Consider the following 14,549-nt stretch of genomic DNA (forward strand, 5'->3'; position numbering starts at 1 on the left):
GTGACAACCTTCATGCTGTCGGACACGACGGCTGGGAAGATCTCGGCGCAGTTCACGCACCTGCGCCACCAGATGGGCGCGCCCGCCATCGGCATGGTGCTGACGCTCGTGGTGGTCTGCGAGGAGCGCCACCAGTACGACGCGCTGCGCGCGGCCACCGACGCGGCCCGCGAGCACCCGTCGCGCATCATCGTCGTGATCAACCGTGAGGCCGACGAGCCGATCAGGCTGGACGCGGAGCTGCGCATCGGCGAGTCCACGCCGGGCGAGGTCGTGGTCCTGCGCCTGTACGGCGAGCTGACCCAGCACGCCGACTCCGTGGTCAGCCCGCTCCTGCTGCCCGACACGCCCGTCGTGGTCTGGTGGCCGGGCGCGGCGCCCGACGTCCCGGCCAAGGACGCGGTCGGCGCCCTCGCGCAGCGCCGGATCACCGACGCCAGGGGTTTCGACGACGGCGGCGTCAAGTCGCTGGTGACCAGGGCCAAGGGATACTCCCGCGGCGACACCGACCTGTCCTGGGCCCGGCTGACGCCGTGGCGCAGCCTGCTGGCGGCCGCGTTCGACCAGCCGGTGGGCAAGGTCCGCAAGGGCGTGGTGGAGGCCTCTCCCGGCAACCCGAGCGCGCCGCTGCTGGCCGCCTGGCTGTCGGACCGGCTCGGCGCCCCGGTCAAGGTCGTCGACTCCTCCGGCCCCGGGCTGACGGCCGTGCGCCTGCAGCTCAACGACGGCGACCTGACCGTGGTGCGGCACGACGCCCGCCTGGCCACGCTGTCGCGGCCGGGCCAGCCCGACCGGAACGTGGCCCTGACCCGGCGCCAGACCGCCGAGCTGATGGCGGAAGAGCTGCGCAGGCTCGACCCCGACGAGATCTACGAGGCCGCGGTCAAGCGGTTCGCACGCACGTACAAGGGATGACGTGGGACCGCAGTGGCTGAGAAAGTAGTACCTGTGAGCGTTCCCAGCGTGGTTGTCCACCGCGACGCCGACGTCCTGGCCAATGCCGTGGCGGCACGGATCATCACCCGCCTGGTCGACGTGCAGTCGGCCAAGGGGTCGGCCTCGATCGTGCTCACGGGCGGCACGGTCGGCATCGCCACGCTGGCGGCGATCGCCGCGACCCCCGCCCGCGACGCCGTCGACTGGCGCCGGCTGGACATCTGGTGGGGCGACGAGCGCTTCGTGCCCTCCGGCGACAAGGAACGCAACGAGACCGGCGCCCGGGAGGCCCTGCTCGACCACGTGGACGTCAACCCGGAGCGGGTCCACGTCATGCTCGGCCCCGACTCGGGCCTGACGGCCGAGGAGTCGGCCGAGTCCTACGCGGCCGAGCTGCGCAGGGCGGCCCGGCCGGAGGACCACGGTCCCGTGCCCGGCTTCGACGTGATGCTGCTCGGCATGGGGCCCGACTCGCACGTGGCGTCGCTGTTCCCGGGCATGCCCGCGCTGTACGACACGCGCGCGGTGGTGGCCGTCCACGGCGCGCCGAAACCGCCGCCGACCCGCATCTCGCTGACGCTGCCCGCCATCCAGTCCTCGCGCGAGGTCTGGGTGGTGGCGGCCGGTGAGGAGAAGTCGGGCGCCGTCCGGCTGGCGCTGTCGGAGTCGGGGCACGTCCAGGTGCCCGCTTCGGGTGCCAGAGGGCGGGCGCGCACGCTGTTCCTGCTGGACCGGGCGGCGGCGAGCAAGATCCCGCCGGAGCTCGGACGCATCTCGTCCCCCTGATTCCGGGCGCTTTTTCGGACAGGGCGGGGGCCGCGCGGTTCCCGCCCTGTGTCGTCGCTACCCGGCCAGCTCGTCGATCTCCTCGATCAGCGCCCGCTTGCGCTCCTCGGCCAGGTACGACGCCCGGACGCCGTTCCTGGCCAGCTGGGCCAGCTCGGACGTGCCGAAGCCGAAGGCGCGGGCCGCGGCCCGGTACTCGTCGGCCAGCGTCGTGGCGAACATGGGCGGGTCGTCGCTGTTCAGCGTCACGTACAGGCCCTCCTCCAGCATCCGCGGCAGCGGGTGCCCGGCGAGGTCGGCGACCTGGCCGGTGCAGACGTTCGAGGTGGGGCAGACGTCCAGCGGGAGCTGGGTGTCGCGCAGGTGGGCGACCAGGCGCGGGTCGGCGAGGCAGTTGATGCCGTGGCCGATGCGTTCGGCGCCGTAGCCCTCGATGACCTCCCAGATCGTCTCGGGGCCGGACATCTCGCCGCCGTGCGGGACGCTGTGGAGGCCGGCGGCGCGGGCGGCCGAGAACGCCGATCGGTACGCGTCCCGATATTTCGGGCGCTCCTGCTCGATGCCGCCGATCCCGAAACCTACCAGCGCGGCGGGAGGTTCCTGGAGCGCATGCTCCACGGTCACCTTGGCGGCCTCCTCGCCGTACTCGCCGGGGATGTCGAAGATGTACGCCATCTCCACCCCGTGATCGGCCAGCGAACGGGCGGCGGCCAGGTCAAGGGCCTCCGTCACCTCGCGCATGGGCATGCCGACGATGTGGTGGGCGTACGGCGTCACCTGGAGCTCCACGTAACGGGCACCCTGCGGGGCCAGGTCGCGGGCCAGGCCGAGGACGAGGGTCGCCACGTCCTCCGGCTCCCTGACGAGCGCGTTGACGGCCCGGTACACCTGGGCGAAGTGCGGGAAGTCGCGGAAGGTGTAGAAGCTGCGCAGCTCCTCCTCGCTGGTGGGGACCGTGCCGCCGGGGTGGCGGCGGGCGAGTTCGAGCACGGTGGGGACCGAGGCCGAGCCGATCAGGTGCACGTGGAGCTCGACCTTGGGGAGCGCGTCGATGAAGGCGTCGATGGTCATGGCGACGACCATACGAGCGATATTTCCCGAAAAAATAGCCTTCATGGGGAAATCTCACAGAAGAATGTCAGGATCAGCGGCTGGGATAGGGTTGAAGGCGTGACCAACGCCGAAGCGTACGATCGCGGCTTCGCCCACCTGAGCTCCCACACCGTCGGCCCCCTCCTCGATCGGGCGTGCGCGCCCCGGCTGCTCGACATCGGCTGCGGCACCGGCGTGGTCACCTCCGCGGCGCTCGCGTTAGGCGCCGAGGTCACGGCCGTGGACGCCGATCCCGGCATGCTCGAGCTGACCGCGCGCCGCCATCCGTACGCGACGATCCGCCAGGCCACACTCCCCGAGCTCCCCTTCGGCGACGGGGAATTTGACGCGATAGCCGGAAATTTCGTCATCAATCATGTGCCCGACACGGCCAGGGCCCTCAAGGAGCTCCACCGCGTGCTGCGTCCCGGCGGCACCATCGCGCTGACCTGGTGGAAGTCCGACGAGATGACCGCCACCAACGTCTTCGCCGACGCCATCGCCGCCGCCGGGGTCCCCTACGAGCCGCCGGCCCGGCCGTTCACCGGCAACGACACGCCGCGGCGCTTCACCGAGCTGCTGGAGGCGGCGGGGTTCGAGGCGGCGGCGGTCGATCCGGTGCGCTGGCGCCACCGGGTCGACCTGGCCACCTGGTGGGACGACATCGTGCAGGCGGGCGGCCCGCGCTTCGCGATGATCGCCAGGCAGCCGCCGGAGACCTTCGAGCGGATCAGGGCCTGCTACACCCGGCTGGCGGCCCCGTACGAGCGGGAGGGCTTCCCCGTGTGCGCCTACCTGGCGCACGCCGCCCGGTCAGGCCTTTGACCAGGCGGTCACCAGCGGCATCAGCACCCCGTCGACCGACTCGGCCACGAACTCCGCCCCGAACGGCGGCCCCGCGAAGATCATCCGATGCCAGACCAGCGCCTCGGCGAGCGTGAAGAGCCGCCCGGCGTCGACGGGCCCGGACAGCTCCCCGCGCTCGGCGGCCCGCTCCAGCAGGGCTTGCACGTCGTCGAGGTCCTTGGTGGGCATGTGCGCGCGCAGCGTGCGCGCCAGCTCCTGGTTGGACACCAGCGTCGAGGACAGGCCGATCACGAGCGTGTGCTTGCGCTCCACCGTCTGGCACAGCCCGCGGAAGATGGAGACCAGGTCGCCGCGGAGCGACCCGGTGTCCTCGCCCGCGGGCGCGTCCATGTCGAAGCGCCGGCAGATGACGTCGACCACCAGCTCGGGCTTGCCCGACCAGCGCCGGTAGATGGTGGCCTTGCTGGCCCTGGCCCGTTTGGCGATCTGGTCGACCGACATCCGGTCGTAGCCGACCTCCGACAACAGCTCCATCGTGGCGTCGAGAATGGCCCTGTCGCGATCAGGGTCTAGTGGAGCCACGCACACGTCCTTCAGCTGTAGGCGATTTCATCGAATCGTACGCCCGTCAGTTCCGTCGACACGTCCCAGAGCCGCCTGGCGTCCGCTTCCGAGCGCGCCCTCTCCGACGGCGTGAGGCGGTTGAGCTTGGGGCCGATGAACTCGCCGCCGCGGACGTCGGGCGAGGTCGCGGCGTAGAGCGAGGACGCCGCCCCGGCCGCCGCCGACTTGAAGAACACGCCCATGAGGGGCTGTAGCGGCCCGAGCTTGACGATGTTCGTGGCGGTGGTGCCAGGGTGGGTGGCGACGCTGATGAGGCCCGTGCCGGCCCTCTCAGCGCGCCGTTGGAGCTCCAGGGTGAAGAGCAGGTTGGCGAGCTTGGAGCGTCCGTACGCGCCGAAGCGGCTGTAGCCGCGCTCCAGGCCGAGGTTGTCGAAGTCGATCCTGCCCATGGCGTGGGCGTCGCTGGAGACGTTCACCACGCGGGCGGCGGGGGCGGCCAGCAGGAGCGGCAGCAGCAGGCCCGTGAGCGCGAAGTGGCCCAGGTGGTTGGTGCCGAACTGCATCTCGAAACCGTCCTTGGTCTCCTGCCGCGCGATCATGCCGATGCCCGCGTTGTTGACCAGCAGGTCGAGCCGGTCGACGCCCTCGGCGAACCGCCTGACCGAGGCCAGGTCCGCGAGGTCGAGCCGGCCGTACTCGACCTCGCCGCCGGGCACCGCCCGCAGGATGTCCTCCACGGTCGCCTCACCCTTCTCGGGCGAGCGCGCGGCGACGATGACGCGGGCGCCGTGCCTGGCCAGCTCCAGCGCGGTGGGGCGGCCGATGCCGCTGTTGGCGCCGGTCACGATGGCGGTCTTGCCGGTCAGGTCGGGGATGGAGTCAGGGGTCCAGCCAGTCATCGCCACTCCTCGGTCTGGGCGTTGGCTCATCGGTGTACGAAACCGTTTCGTACACCGCCACCCTAGCCCAATCTCTGCCGCGCGTGCCGCTCCTCGCGCCGGGCGACTTCCAGCCGCTGCTCGCTCTCGGTGAGCCTCTTGCGGGCCTTGGCCAGCTTCCGCTCCAGCAGCGCCACCCGCTCGGCGCGCTCGTCGTGCTCCAGCACGGCGGACTCCAGCGCCGCCTGCCACTCCCGGTGCGCGGCCTCGGCCTCCTCGCGTTCCCTGGCCCTCCTGGCCTCGGCCTCCTCGCGCTTCTTCGCCTCGTCCTCGGGGGACGGCCGCCTGGCGGGCCGCTCGCGCGGGACGGGGGCGGGGGCGAAGCCGCTGTAGCTGAGCGGCTTGACCAGGCGGCCCCGGCGCACCTGCGCGGCCGCGTCGGCGTCCACGATGGCGGACTCCAGCGTCTGGTCCACCTCGGCCGCCGCCGCGGGCGACAGGCCGCCCGCCTGCCTGACGAGCCTGCCCACCTTGCCCATGACGCCGGCCCGGCGCCGGGTCAGCTCGGCCAGCGCGTCGGCGTCCTGCTCCTGCCAGGCCGCGCGCAGCCGCTCCCCCACGTCGAGCAGCTCGGCGAGCTCGTCGGGGCGCTCGCGGACGACCCGGTTCACGGCCCAGGCGGACACCGTGGGCTTGCGGAGCCTCGCTATCTCGCGGGCGAGCCCCGCCTCACCCGCGTCCTTGGCCGCACGGGCCTCGGCCTCGCGCGCGGCGGTGAACTCGGACGGCGGCAGCGCATAGAGCCGGCCGGCCACCTCGTCAAGATCCACACAGGACAAATACCCCACATCCGCTGGTTTGTAGCGCATAGTGGAGGCAGTGGCAGTCGAACGGAGGCCCCCGTGTTCGAACGCTTCACCGACCGTGCGCGACGGGTCGTCGTCCTCGCCCAGGAGGAGGCGCGGATGATGAGCCACAACTACATCGGCACGGAGCACATCCTGCTCGGCCTGATCCACGAGGGCGAGGGGCTGGCCTCGCTGGTGCTCGACGGCTGTGGCGTGGAGCTCGACCACGTACGCGCGTTCGTCGAACGCGAGGTGGGCCACGGCGCCAAGTCGCCCAGCGGGCACATCCCCTTCACGCCGCGCGCCAAGAAGGTCCTGGAACTGTCACTGCGCGAGGCCCTGCAGCTGCGCCACAACTACATCGGCACCGAGCACATCCTGCTCGGGCTGATCAGGGAGGGAGAGGGGCTGGCGGCCCAGGCGCTCGTGGACGCGGGCGCGGACCTGGCGGACGTACGGCAGCGCCTGCTCGACCGTGTGGGCCGCGGCTCCAAGGAGCGCCCCACCGAGATGTTCTTCGCCGGCGGCTCCGTGCTGGGCGAGCGGCTCACCCGCATCGAGGAGAGCCTGGAGCGCATCGAACGCCACCTCGGCATCCGGCCGCAGGCCGACAATCGGCCGGAAGAGCCGCCGCGCGAAGAGGACCTAGGCTGAGACCATCGTGCCGACCGGCAGCCTGCCCTCCATCACCCCGGGGTCCTCGGTGTAGCCGAGCGTGGCGCCCAAGGAGATCAGCAACCTGCGCATCCTGGCGTTGTCGGACAGCATGGTGGCCTTGACCTCGGCGTACCCCAGGTCGCGGGCGCTCCGCACGAGCATCCTGGCCATCGCCGCGCCCAGGCCGCGCCCCTGCCAGCGGTCCTCGACCAGGAAGGCCATCTCCGCGATGCCCGGGTCGGGGGTGAACATGAGGTTGGCCATCGCCACGACCTGCCCGTCGTGCCCGGCGACCAGCGAGAATCCCCTGCTCCTGTCGCACAGCCGGTCGAACGTGCGCGCCGGCAGCGCGGGCATCGAGGTGAAGTAGCGGAACCGGCGCGACTCGGGCGAGCACCTGTCGTGCAGGTCGCGCACGGCCTCGCGGTAGATCGAGGTGAGCGGCCGGACCGTGACCTCGACGCCGTCGGAGAGCTTGATCGCGCGCTCGGCGGCACTCGTCTCCGCGGGCTGGGCGAGCCGGGCGAAGGAGGCCGCCCTGGCCGCCTCGGTCAGCGTGAACGGCAGCTCCGCGCGGCGCAGCCGGACCGCCCGTCTGGGGGCCACGGGGACGACGAGCTGGGTCGGGTCGGGAAGATCACTCACCGCTTCACCATAGATCCACCTGGCGTCGTCCGCGCGCAGCAGCTCGGCCAGGAGCTCGGGCAGCCGCCACGGCATGGAACGCAGCCTGGAGGCCAGCAGCAGCGCTCTGGTGGGCTCGTCGGTCAGCTCGTGGGCGGTGGCGGGGACCACCTGGACGCGGCGGCCACCGGCCGCCTCCAGCGCCTCGCGCACCGTCTCGGGGTTGGCGGGGATGTCGGCGACGAACTCGTCGACGGTGCCGTCCGCGTCGGACTGCACGCTCAGGCCGAGGATGTTGCCGCCCCTGGCCGCCAGGGCCGCGGCGAGTGAGGCCAGCCGGCCGGGTCGCTCGTCCACCGTGGTGCGGATGCGCAAGAATCCCATGGCCTGAGCATGCCTGGCAGCTGTTACACGACCGCTACCGATGTGTTTCATCGCGCATTTCATCGCGAAATGATGCGATTTATCCCCATATTTCCCTCCATCACCCCCGCCCCGGACCCCCACCTCCGCACCTCCGTGCGCCCGCCTCCGTGCGCCCCCTCCCCCGCCGCGATGCGACCACGCGCCATGGCCGCCCGAGCGGGCCTCGTCCGGGGGCGGAGGTCGCACCACCACACGGCCCGACGCCGTCACGGGCCCGTCACCAGCCCGGGGACCGCCCCCGCTTGTCGCAGGTCACCAAGCCGAGCGGGAAGATGTACGGCGGGCTCGGAGCGCGCGAGCCGGATCCACCACAGAAGGGAACCCCATGAACATCCTCTTCCGAGGAGGCCGCGTCTTCACGCCGGGCGGCGTGCGGGACGAGGCCGTGCTGGTGAGCGACGGTGTGATCGCCGCGGTGGGGCCGGAGGGCGAGCTGGCCCGCCAGGCGCCGTCCCACGAGACGGTGGATCTGGAGGGTGGCCTGCTGGTGCCCGGCTTCACGGATGCGCACATGCACCCGGTCCAGGCGGGCCTCGAACGAGCAAAGTGCGACTTGTCAGAAGATTTCGGCCTTGACGCGTACATAGCCGTGATAGCCGACTATGCCGCGAAAAATCCGGCTAAAGAGTGGATCGATGGCGGCGGCTGGGACATGTCGGCGTTCCCCGGCGGCCTCCCCCACCGCGACCAGCTCGACTTCCTCGACCGCCCCGCGTACCTCATCCAGCGCGACCACCACGCGGCCTGGGTCAACACCCGGGCCCTCCAGCTGGCCGGCATCACCAAGGACACGCCGGACCCCGCCGACGGCCGCATAGAGCGCGACGCCGCGGGCGAGCCCACCGGCGTGCTGCACGAGGGCGCGATGGACCTCGTCGGCCTGCTCACCCCGCGCCCGACCGCCCAGGACCTGGACGACGCGCTGGAGGACGCGCAGCGGCACCTGTTCTCGCTGGGCATCACCGGCTGGCAGGACGCCATCGTGGGCTCCTACGCGGGCTCCCAGGACCAACTCCCCACCTACCTGTCCGCGGCCCGCTCGGGCAGGCTCAGGGCGCGCGTGGTGGGCGCCCTGTGGTGGGACAGGACGCGCGGCCTGGACCAGATCGAGGAGCTGGTCGAACGCCGGGCCGCCGCCGAAGGGCTCGACCGGTTCAGGGCCACCTCGGTCAAGATCATGCAGGACGGCATCACCGAGAACTTCACGGCGGCCACCCTGGAGCCGTACTGCCTCTGCGGCGGCACGGGCCTGTCGTACGTGGACCCGTACAAGCTGAAGGAGTATGTCGCCGAGCTGGACCGGCTCGGCTTCCAGGTGCACTTCCACGCCATCGGCGAGCGGGCCGTGCGCGAGGCCCTGGACAGCTTCGAGGGCACCGACCCCGCCAACCGCCACCACATCGCCCACCTGCAGATCATCGAGCCGTCGGACGTGCCGCGATTCGCCGCCCTGGGCGTCACGGCCAACCTGCAGCCGCTGTGGGCCACGCACCACGCCCAGATGGACGAGCTGACCCTGCCGTACCTCGGGGAGCCGCGCTCGTCGTGGCAGTACCCGTTCGCGGACCTGCTGGCGCACGGCACCCGCTTCTGCGCGGGCAGCGACTGGCCGGTCTCCAACGCCGACCCGCTGCAGGGCATGCACGTCGCGGTCAACCGCACGGAGCCCGGCGGCTCGGTGCACGCGGACTACCCGACCGCGCAGACCCCGTTCCTGCCCGGCCAGCGCATCGACCTGGCCGCCGCCATGACCGCGTACACGGCGGGCTCGGCCTGGATCAACCGCTCCCCGGCCGGCGCCGTCGAGCCGGGCCGCCCGGCCGACCTGGTGGTCCTGGACCGCGACCCGTTCGAGCTCGCGCCGGGCGAGATCTGGACGACGCGGGCGCGCCTGACGTTCGTGGACGGCGACCCCGTCCACGAAAGCTGAGTCCACGAAAGCTGAGCGGCCGCGGAAACGGCGAAAGGGCCTCGGAGAACCGAGACCCTTTCGCCGAACGCAGCCACTACCAGGGGGACTTGTTGTTCCTCAGGCGCTCCAGTGCCTCCTCGAGGATCGCCTTGCCGTCCTTGTCGCTCCTGCGCTCCTTCACATAGGCAAGATGCGTCTTGTACGGCTCGTTCTTCGGTGGGGCAGGCGGGGCCGACTCGTCCTGTCCGGCAGGGAGGCCGCAACGGGGGCAGTCCCAATGTTCGGGAACCGCCGCGTCGCTGGCGAAACTGGGGCGCGTCTCGTGCATGTTGGCGCACCAGAACGAGACCCGCACTCTCGGAGCTGCCTCGCCGCGCTCGGCCTCCCCCATAGGGCCGGCGCCGACTCGGCTGCCACGGATCGCGTTGCCACTACCCACGGATGAACTCCTCGCTCGATCGCCCCGCGCGCAGGCACGGGGGGAGAATCACTGTCACGCGTTAACTTGTTTGCTCAGGGCTTCATGAGAAGGCCGAGAGCGATGATGCAGACGAACCAGATCGTGCCGGTGATGATCGTCAGCCGGTCGAGGTTGCGCTCCACCACCGAGGAACCACCGAAGTTCGACGAGAAACCGCCGCCGAACATGTCAGACAAGCCGCCACCCTTGCCCTTGTGGAGCAGCACGAGCAGGATCATGAGACCGCTCGCCAGGATGAGGGCGATGGAGATTCCGATTTCCACGGTATGCCTGTTCCTTCAATGCTTTGTTACGCGTGACGATTCAGACTTGCCTTCTGAGGGTACGGCCTGTTGTCAAGTCGCACCCCCAGAACGACTCAGTTAGCCTGGCATATCGGAGAAACGGCAGATCTTCGCGAACTCCCCGGCGTCGATGCTGGCACCGCCCACGAGCGCGCCATCGACATCGGGTTGAGCCATGATCCCCGCGATATTGCCCGACTTGACCGAGCCTCCGTAAAGGATACGGATCCCGGCGGCCACTTCGGAGTCGTAGAGCTCCGCGAGTCTGACTCGCAGCGCGCCACAAACCTCCTGGGCGTCCTCCGGGGTGGCCACCTCACCGGTGCCGATCGCCCACACCGGTTCGTAGGCCACCACTATCGATTTTGCCTGCTCGGCGCTGATTTTGCGCAGCGCGCCGTCGAGTTGTCCAAGACTGTGCGCGATGTGGCCGCCCTCTTGACGTACGGACAGGCCCTCCCCGACGCACAGGATCGGGGTGAGCGAGTGCCGGTAGGCGGCCTGCACCTTGGCGTTGACCAGGTCGTCGTCCTCGTGGTGGTACTGCCGCCGCTCCGAGTGGCCGATCACCACGTAGGTGCAGCCGAGCTTGGCCAGCATGGCGCCCGAGATCTCACCGGTGTAGGCGCCGCCCTCGTGCTGCGACAGGTCCTGGGCGCCGTACACGATCCTCAGCTTGTCGCCGTCGACCAGCGTCTGCACGCTGCGCAGGTCGGTGAACGGCGGCAGGACGGCGACCTCGGCCTTGTCGAAGTCCTTGTCGTTGAGTGCGAAGGCCAGCTTCTGGACCAGCGCGATGGCCTCGAGGTGGTTGAGGTTCATCTTCCAGTTGCCGGCGATGAGCGGCTTGCGCGTGCTCATAAGTTGCTCAGTCCTCCAGGGCCGCGAGTCCGGGGAGGGCCTTGCCCTCAAGGTATTCGAGGCTGGCCCCGCCACCGGTGGAGATGTGCGAGAAACCGTCCTCGGGGAGCTCCAGCCTCCGCACGGCCGCCGCCGAGTCGCCGCCGCCCACCACGGTGAAGGCCCCTTCGGTGCTGGTACGGGCGATCAGCGCCTCGGCCACCGCCCTGGTGCCGCCGGAGAACGCGTCGAACTCGAACACGCCCATGGGGCCGTTCCAGAAGACGGTCCTGGCGTCGGCCAGCTTCGAGGCGAACAGCTCACGCGTCCTGGGCCCGATGTCGAGCCCCTCCCGGTCCGCCGGGATCTCGGTGGCCGCGACCACGTCGTGCTCGGCGTCCGCCCCGAACGTGACCGCCGCCAGCACGTCGACCGGCAGCACAAGGTCGACGCCGCGCTCGGCGGCCGTGTTGAGGAAGCCGCGCACCTGGTCGAGCTGGTCCTCCTGGAGCAGCGACTTGCCGACCTCGTAGCCCTGGGCCTTGAGGAACGTGTACGCCATGCCGCCGCCGATCAGCAGCCGGTCGACCTTGGTCAGCAGGTTGGCGATGACACCGAGCTTGTCGGAGACCTTGGCGCCGCCCAGCACCACCACATAGGGCCGCTCGGGGCTCTCGGTCAGCTTCTTCAGCACCTCGACCTCGGCCACGACCAGCCCGCCGGCCGCGTGCGGCAGCAGCCTGGGCACGTCGTAGACGCTGGCGTGCTTGCGGTGCACCGCGCCGAACCCGTCGCCCACGTAGAGCTCGGCCAGCCCCGCCAGCTTCGCGGCGAACGCGGCCCGCTCGGCGTCGTCCTTGGACTCCTCGCCCGGCTCGTAGCGCAGGTTCTCCAGCAGCGCGACCTCGCCGCCCTGGAGCGTTTCAACGGTGCCATGGGCGCTGTCGCCGACCACGTCGGTCGCGAACGCCACCTCCTGGCCCAGCAGCTCGCCCAGCCGCCCGGCCACCGGCCTGAGCGAGTATTTCGGGTCGGCCTTGCCCTTGGGCCTGCCCAGATGGGCACAGACGACGACCTTGGCGCCCCGTTCCACCAGCGCCTTGATCGTCGGCACCGACGCCCGGATGCGGCCGTCGTCGGTGATCGTCTCCCCGTCGAGGGGGACGTTGAGGTCGACGCGCACAAGCACGCGCCGCCCCTTCACGTCGAGCTCGTCGAGCGTGCGCATGCTCATGCTCCTGTTCATTGCCTCCGCTCCGCGGAGGCGGGCTCGGTCGCTTCGAGCCGTCGCCTGCTTTTGGCCTCCGCTCCGCAGAGGCGGCTCGGTCGCTTCGAGCCGTCGCCTTCCCTCGTCGCTCCGGTCGCTTCGCTCCCTGCGCTCCTCGGTCCAGGCGACGGCGCTCCCTCGCGAACACATGGGCCCCACCCCACGGCGGCGGCTTGTTCGCTCTGAGCCGTTGCCCTCCCTCACCGGGCAAGGCAACGGCGTTCCCCCACGGACTCGGTGGGTCAGAGGTCGCGGCCGACCAGCTCGATCAGGTCGGCGAGGCGGTTGGAGTAGCCCCACTCGTTGTCGTACCAGCCGACGACCTTGACCTGGTTGCCGATGACCTTGGTCAGGCCGGCGTCGAAGATGCACGAGTGCGGGTCGGTGACGATGTCGGAGGAGACGATCTGGTCCTCGGTGTAGCTGAGGATGCCCTTGAGCGGCCCCTCGGCGGCGGCCTTGACCGCGGCGTTGACCTCCTCGACGGTGACCTCGCGGCTGACGTCGACGGTGAGGTCGGTGGCCGAGCCGGTGGGGATCGGCACGCGCATGGCGAAGCCGTCGAGCTTGCCCTTGAGCTCCGGCAGCACCAGGCCGATGGCCTTGGCGGCGCCGGTGGAGGTGGGCACCACGTTGAGCGCGGCGGCGCGGGCGCGGCGCAGGTCGCCGTGCGGGCCGTCCTGGAGGTTCTGGTCCTGCGTGTACGCGTGGATGGTGGTCATCAGACCCTTCTCGATGGTGAAGGTGTCGTGAATGACCTTGGCCATCGGCGCCAGGCAGTTGGTCGTGCAGGAGGCGTTGGAGATGATCGTGTGGCTGGACGGGTCGTAGTTCTTCTCGTTGACGCCCATCACGATCGTGACGTCCTCGTTCTTCGCCGGAGCGGAGATGATGACCTTCTTCGCGCCGTTCTCGGCGTGCACCTTGGCCTTCGTGGCGTCGGTGAACAGGCCCGTCGACTCCACGACCACGTCCACACCGAGGTCGCCCCAGGGCAGCTTGCCCGGGTCGCGCTCGGCGAAGACCTTGATCGCCTTGCCGTCGACCGCGATCTCGTCGCTCGTGGCCTTCACCTCGTAAGGCAGGCGGCCCAGGATGCTGTCGTACTTCAGCAGGTGGGCGAGCGTCGCGTTGTCGGTCAGGTCGTTGACCGCGACGATCTCGATGTCCTTGCCGCTGGCGGCCACAGCGCGCCAGAAGTTGCGACCGATGCGGCCGAAGCCGTTGACGCCTACGCGGATGCTCACGGGAACCGATCTCCTCGAAACCAGATGGCGGGCTGAAACCTCAACCACGAACCTTATCGGACCTAAATTGGTTTAGACCACTGCAGGTCCCCGCATGTGAATCAGCGTTCCGGAGGCACGTTTTGCGAGGTTCGAGTAAAGTGCCCGACTCATCGATGTAAATTCGTGCATTCTCTGGGGGCTGAGATGTCACACAAGCGGTCCGGCCTGCTGCCCGGACTCATTGTAGGCGTACTATCTGCGCTGGTCAGCGCGGCAGTGCTGGGGGCGGCCGTGCTGTTCCAGACCCGCCTGCCCGCCGCCGTGATCGCCTTCGGCAACGGCCATCCGCTGTCGCTGGCCTCGTCTCTCGTGGTCGCCCTGATCGTCGCCCTGGCGATGGGCGCGGTACGGCCCCGCAGCATCATCCTGATCCCCGTGGCCGCGCTGTACGCGGGCGGCGCCATGGCCGCGGGTCAGATCGCCGGCTCGTCGATCATGATCGGCTCCACCCTGCACACCCCGCCCGCCGAGCGCGGCCCCGCCGACCTGTCCGACATCACGCTGGACAACTTCTCCGCCGGCCTCCCCTACGCGCCCGCGCTCTACCGGGATCCGCTCTCGGTGTCGTGGGCGGCCTGGCTCTACATCGCCGTGGCCGCCCTCGCCGCACTGCTCCTGCTGACCCTGCGCGTGGTACGGGTCCGCCGCGCCCAGAGGGCCCAGGCGGCCGAGGCGGAGTCTGAGTCGGCGGAGCCGGAGTACCGCGCCCCGTTCGAGCCCGCCCAGGCCCCCACCCCGAAGCCGACAACGGACCTGTTCACCCCCCGCAACCCCACCAGGGACTGACCACCCCCACCCCACCAGCCCCGGGCCCCACCCCCGCCCCGCTGACAGACACACCGCAACCGTCTGCCGGCC

15 protein-coding genes and 1 pseudogene are annotated in these 14,549 nt (G+C 70.5%); 6 read left to right on the forward strand and 10 right to left on the reverse strand.

Annotated features, from left to right (window positions below):
- Together AB0L65_RS46800 and pgl are read left to right on the forward strand one after the other, a co-directional pair.
- Window positions 1-915 (forward strand): glucose-6-phosphate dehydrogenase assembly protein OpcA, encoded by a 915-nt coding sequence (locus tag AB0L65_RS46800; RefSeq protein WP_364260256.1) that lies wholly within the window; start codon window positions 1-3, stop codon window positions 913-915.
- Between the two features lie 33 nt (window positions 916-948).
- The gene (gene pgl, locus AB0L65_RS46805) at window positions 949-1,722 is read left to right on the forward strand and encodes a 6-phosphogluconolactonase (RefSeq protein WP_357742282.1); all 774 of its coding nucleotides are present in this window, start codon (window positions 949-951) and stop codon (window positions 1,720-1,722) included.
- Window positions 1,723-1,779: 57 nt separating this feature from the next.
- Here the strand turns inward: pgl and add are convergent, their stop codons facing one another.
- The gene (add, locus tag AB0L65_RS46810; RefSeq protein ID WP_364260259.1) at window positions 1,780-2,793 is read right to left on the reverse strand and encodes an adenosine deaminase; all 1,014 of its coding nucleotides are present in this window, start codon (window positions 2,791-2,793) and stop codon (window positions 1,780-1,782) included.
- A 99-nt stretch (window positions 2,794-2,892) separates the two neighbouring features.
- On the opposite strand from add, the gene AB0L65_RS46815 reads away from it, so the two are divergent.
- Window positions 2,893-3,639: a class I SAM-dependent methyltransferase gene (locus AB0L65_RS46815; protein WP_364260261.1), complete on the forward strand. Its 747-nt coding sequence runs from the start codon at window positions 2,893-2,895 to the stop codon at window positions 3,637-3,639.
- Here the strand turns inward: AB0L65_RS46815 and AB0L65_RS46820 are convergent.
- From AB0L65_RS46820 to AB0L65_RS46830, 3 genes are all read right to left on the reverse strand, one after another.
- On the reverse strand, window positions 3,628-4,203 hold the full coding sequence (locus AB0L65_RS46820) for a TetR/AcrR family transcriptional regulator (protein ID WP_363970055.1): 576 nt from the start codon (window positions 4,201-4,203) through the stop codon (window positions 3,628-3,630). The genes AB0L65_RS46815 and AB0L65_RS46820 overlap by 12 nt on opposite strands.
- 11 nt (window positions 4,204-4,214) lie before the next feature.
- Window positions 4,215-5,084 (reverse strand): oxidoreductase, encoded by an 870-nt coding sequence (locus AB0L65_RS46825; RefSeq protein WP_364260263.1) that lies wholly within the window; start codon window positions 5,082-5,084, stop codon window positions 4,215-4,217.
- A gap of 62 nt (window positions 5,085-5,146) precedes the next feature.
- Window positions 5,147-5,893 (reverse strand): hypothetical protein, encoded by a 747-nt coding sequence (locus AB0L65_RS46830; RefSeq protein ID WP_364260265.1) that lies wholly within the window; start codon window positions 5,891-5,893, stop codon window positions 5,147-5,149.
- Between the two features lie 72 nt (window positions 5,894-5,965).
- On the opposite strand from AB0L65_RS46830, the pseudogene AB0L65_RS46835 reads away from it, so the two are divergent.
- Window positions 5,966-6,382 (forward strand): annotated as a pseudogene (locus AB0L65_RS46835) (Clp protease N-terminal domain-containing protein); the annotation flags it as partial.
- Window positions 6,383-6,556: 174 nt separating this feature from the next.
- On the opposite strand, the gene AB0L65_RS46840 reads toward AB0L65_RS46835, so the two are convergent.
- Complete coding sequence (locus AB0L65_RS46840; RefSeq protein ID WP_364260267.1) at window positions 6,557-7,576, reverse strand: GNAT family N-acetyltransferase; 1,020 nt, start codon at window positions 7,574-7,576, stop codon at window positions 6,557-6,559.
- 367 nt (window positions 7,577-7,943) lie between these two features.
- On the opposite strand from AB0L65_RS46840, the gene AB0L65_RS46845 reads away from it, so the two are divergent.
- On the forward strand, window positions 7,944-9,548 hold the full coding sequence (locus AB0L65_RS46845) for an amidohydrolase (protein ID WP_364260269.1): 1,605 nt from the start codon (window positions 7,944-7,946) through the stop codon (window positions 9,546-9,548).
- 76 nt (window positions 9,549-9,624) lie between these two features.
- Here the strand turns inward: AB0L65_RS46845 and AB0L65_RS46850 are convergent, their stop codons facing one another.
- From AB0L65_RS46850 to gap, 5 genes are all read right to left on the reverse strand, one after another.
- Window positions 9,625-9,969, reverse strand: coding sequence for an RNA polymerase-binding protein RbpA (locus tag AB0L65_RS46850; protein ID WP_350739960.1), 345 nt, complete (start codon window positions 9,967-9,969; stop codon window positions 9,625-9,627).
- 74 nt (window positions 9,970-10,043) lie between these two features.
- The gene (gene secG / locus AB0L65_RS46855) at window positions 10,044-10,274 is read right to left on the reverse strand and encodes a preprotein translocase subunit SecG (RefSeq protein ID WP_185076999.1); all 231 of its coding nucleotides are present in this window, start codon (window positions 10,272-10,274) and stop codon (window positions 10,044-10,046) included.
- Window positions 10,275-10,373: 99 nt separating this feature from the next.
- Window positions 10,374-11,156: a triose-phosphate isomerase gene (tpiA, locus tag AB0L65_RS46860; RefSeq protein ID WP_364260272.1), complete on the reverse strand. Its 783-nt coding sequence runs from the start codon at window positions 11,154-11,156 to the stop codon at window positions 10,374-10,376.
- Window positions 11,157-11,163: 7 nt separating this feature from the next.
- Window positions 11,164-12,363 carry a phosphoglycerate kinase gene (locus AB0L65_RS46865; protein WP_364260274.1) on the reverse strand — a complete coding sequence of 400 codons (1,200 nt, stop codon included), beginning with the start codon at window positions 12,361-12,363 and terminating at the stop codon, window positions 11,164-11,166.
- Between the two features lie 281 nt (window positions 12,364-12,644).
- Window positions 12,645-13,649 carry a type I glyceraldehyde-3-phosphate dehydrogenase gene (gene gap / locus AB0L65_RS46870; protein WP_364260276.1) on the reverse strand — a complete coding sequence of 335 codons (1,005 nt, stop codon included), beginning with the start codon at window positions 13,647-13,649 and terminating at the stop codon, window positions 12,645-12,647.
- Between the two features lie 186 nt (window positions 13,650-13,835).
- Here gap and AB0L65_RS46875 point away from each other — a divergent pair, with 186 nt between their 5' ends.
- Window positions 13,836-14,477 carry a hypothetical protein gene (locus AB0L65_RS46875; RefSeq protein ID WP_364260279.1) on the forward strand — a complete coding sequence of 214 codons (642 nt, stop codon included), beginning with the start codon at window positions 13,836-13,838 and terminating at the stop codon, window positions 14,475-14,477.
- Window positions 14,478-14,549: the final 72 nt, after the last annotated feature.

It is taken from the genome of Nonomuraea sp. NPDC052116 (assembly GCF_040680035.1).
Lineage (GTDB): Bacteria > Actinomycetota > Actinomycetes > Streptosporangiales > Streptosporangiaceae > Nonomuraea > Nonomuraea angiospora_A.

Excerpts from the sequence above, each read along its gene's own strand:
- add (WP_364260259.1), bottom strand. The coding sequence starts at position 2,793 with ATGACCATCGACGCCTTCATCGACGCGCTCCCCAAGGTCGAGCTCCAC.
- AB0L65_RS46825 (WP_364260263.1), bottom strand. The coding sequence starts at position 5,084 with ATGACTGGCTGGACCCCTGACTCCATCCCCGACCTGACCGGCAAGACC.
- AB0L65_RS46840 (WP_364260267.1), bottom strand. The coding sequence starts at position 7,576 with ATGGGATTCTTGCGCATCCGCACCACGGTGGACGAGCGACCCGGCCGG.
- AB0L65_RS46845 (WP_364260269.1), top strand. The coding sequence starts at position 7,944 with ATGAACATCCTCTTCCGAGGAGGCCGCGTCTTCACGCCGGGCGGCGTG.
- tpiA (WP_364260272.1), bottom strand. The coding sequence starts at position 11,156 with ATGAGCACGCGCAAGCCGCTCATCGCCGGCAACTGGAAGATGAACCTC.
- AB0L65_RS46865 (WP_364260274.1), bottom strand. The coding sequence starts at position 12,363 with ATGCGCACGCTCGACGAGCTCGACGTGAAGGGGCGGCGCGTGCTTGTG.
- AB0L65_RS46875 (WP_364260279.1), top strand. The coding sequence starts at position 13,836 with ATGTCACACAAGCGGTCCGGCCTGCTGCCCGGACTCATTGTAGGCGTA.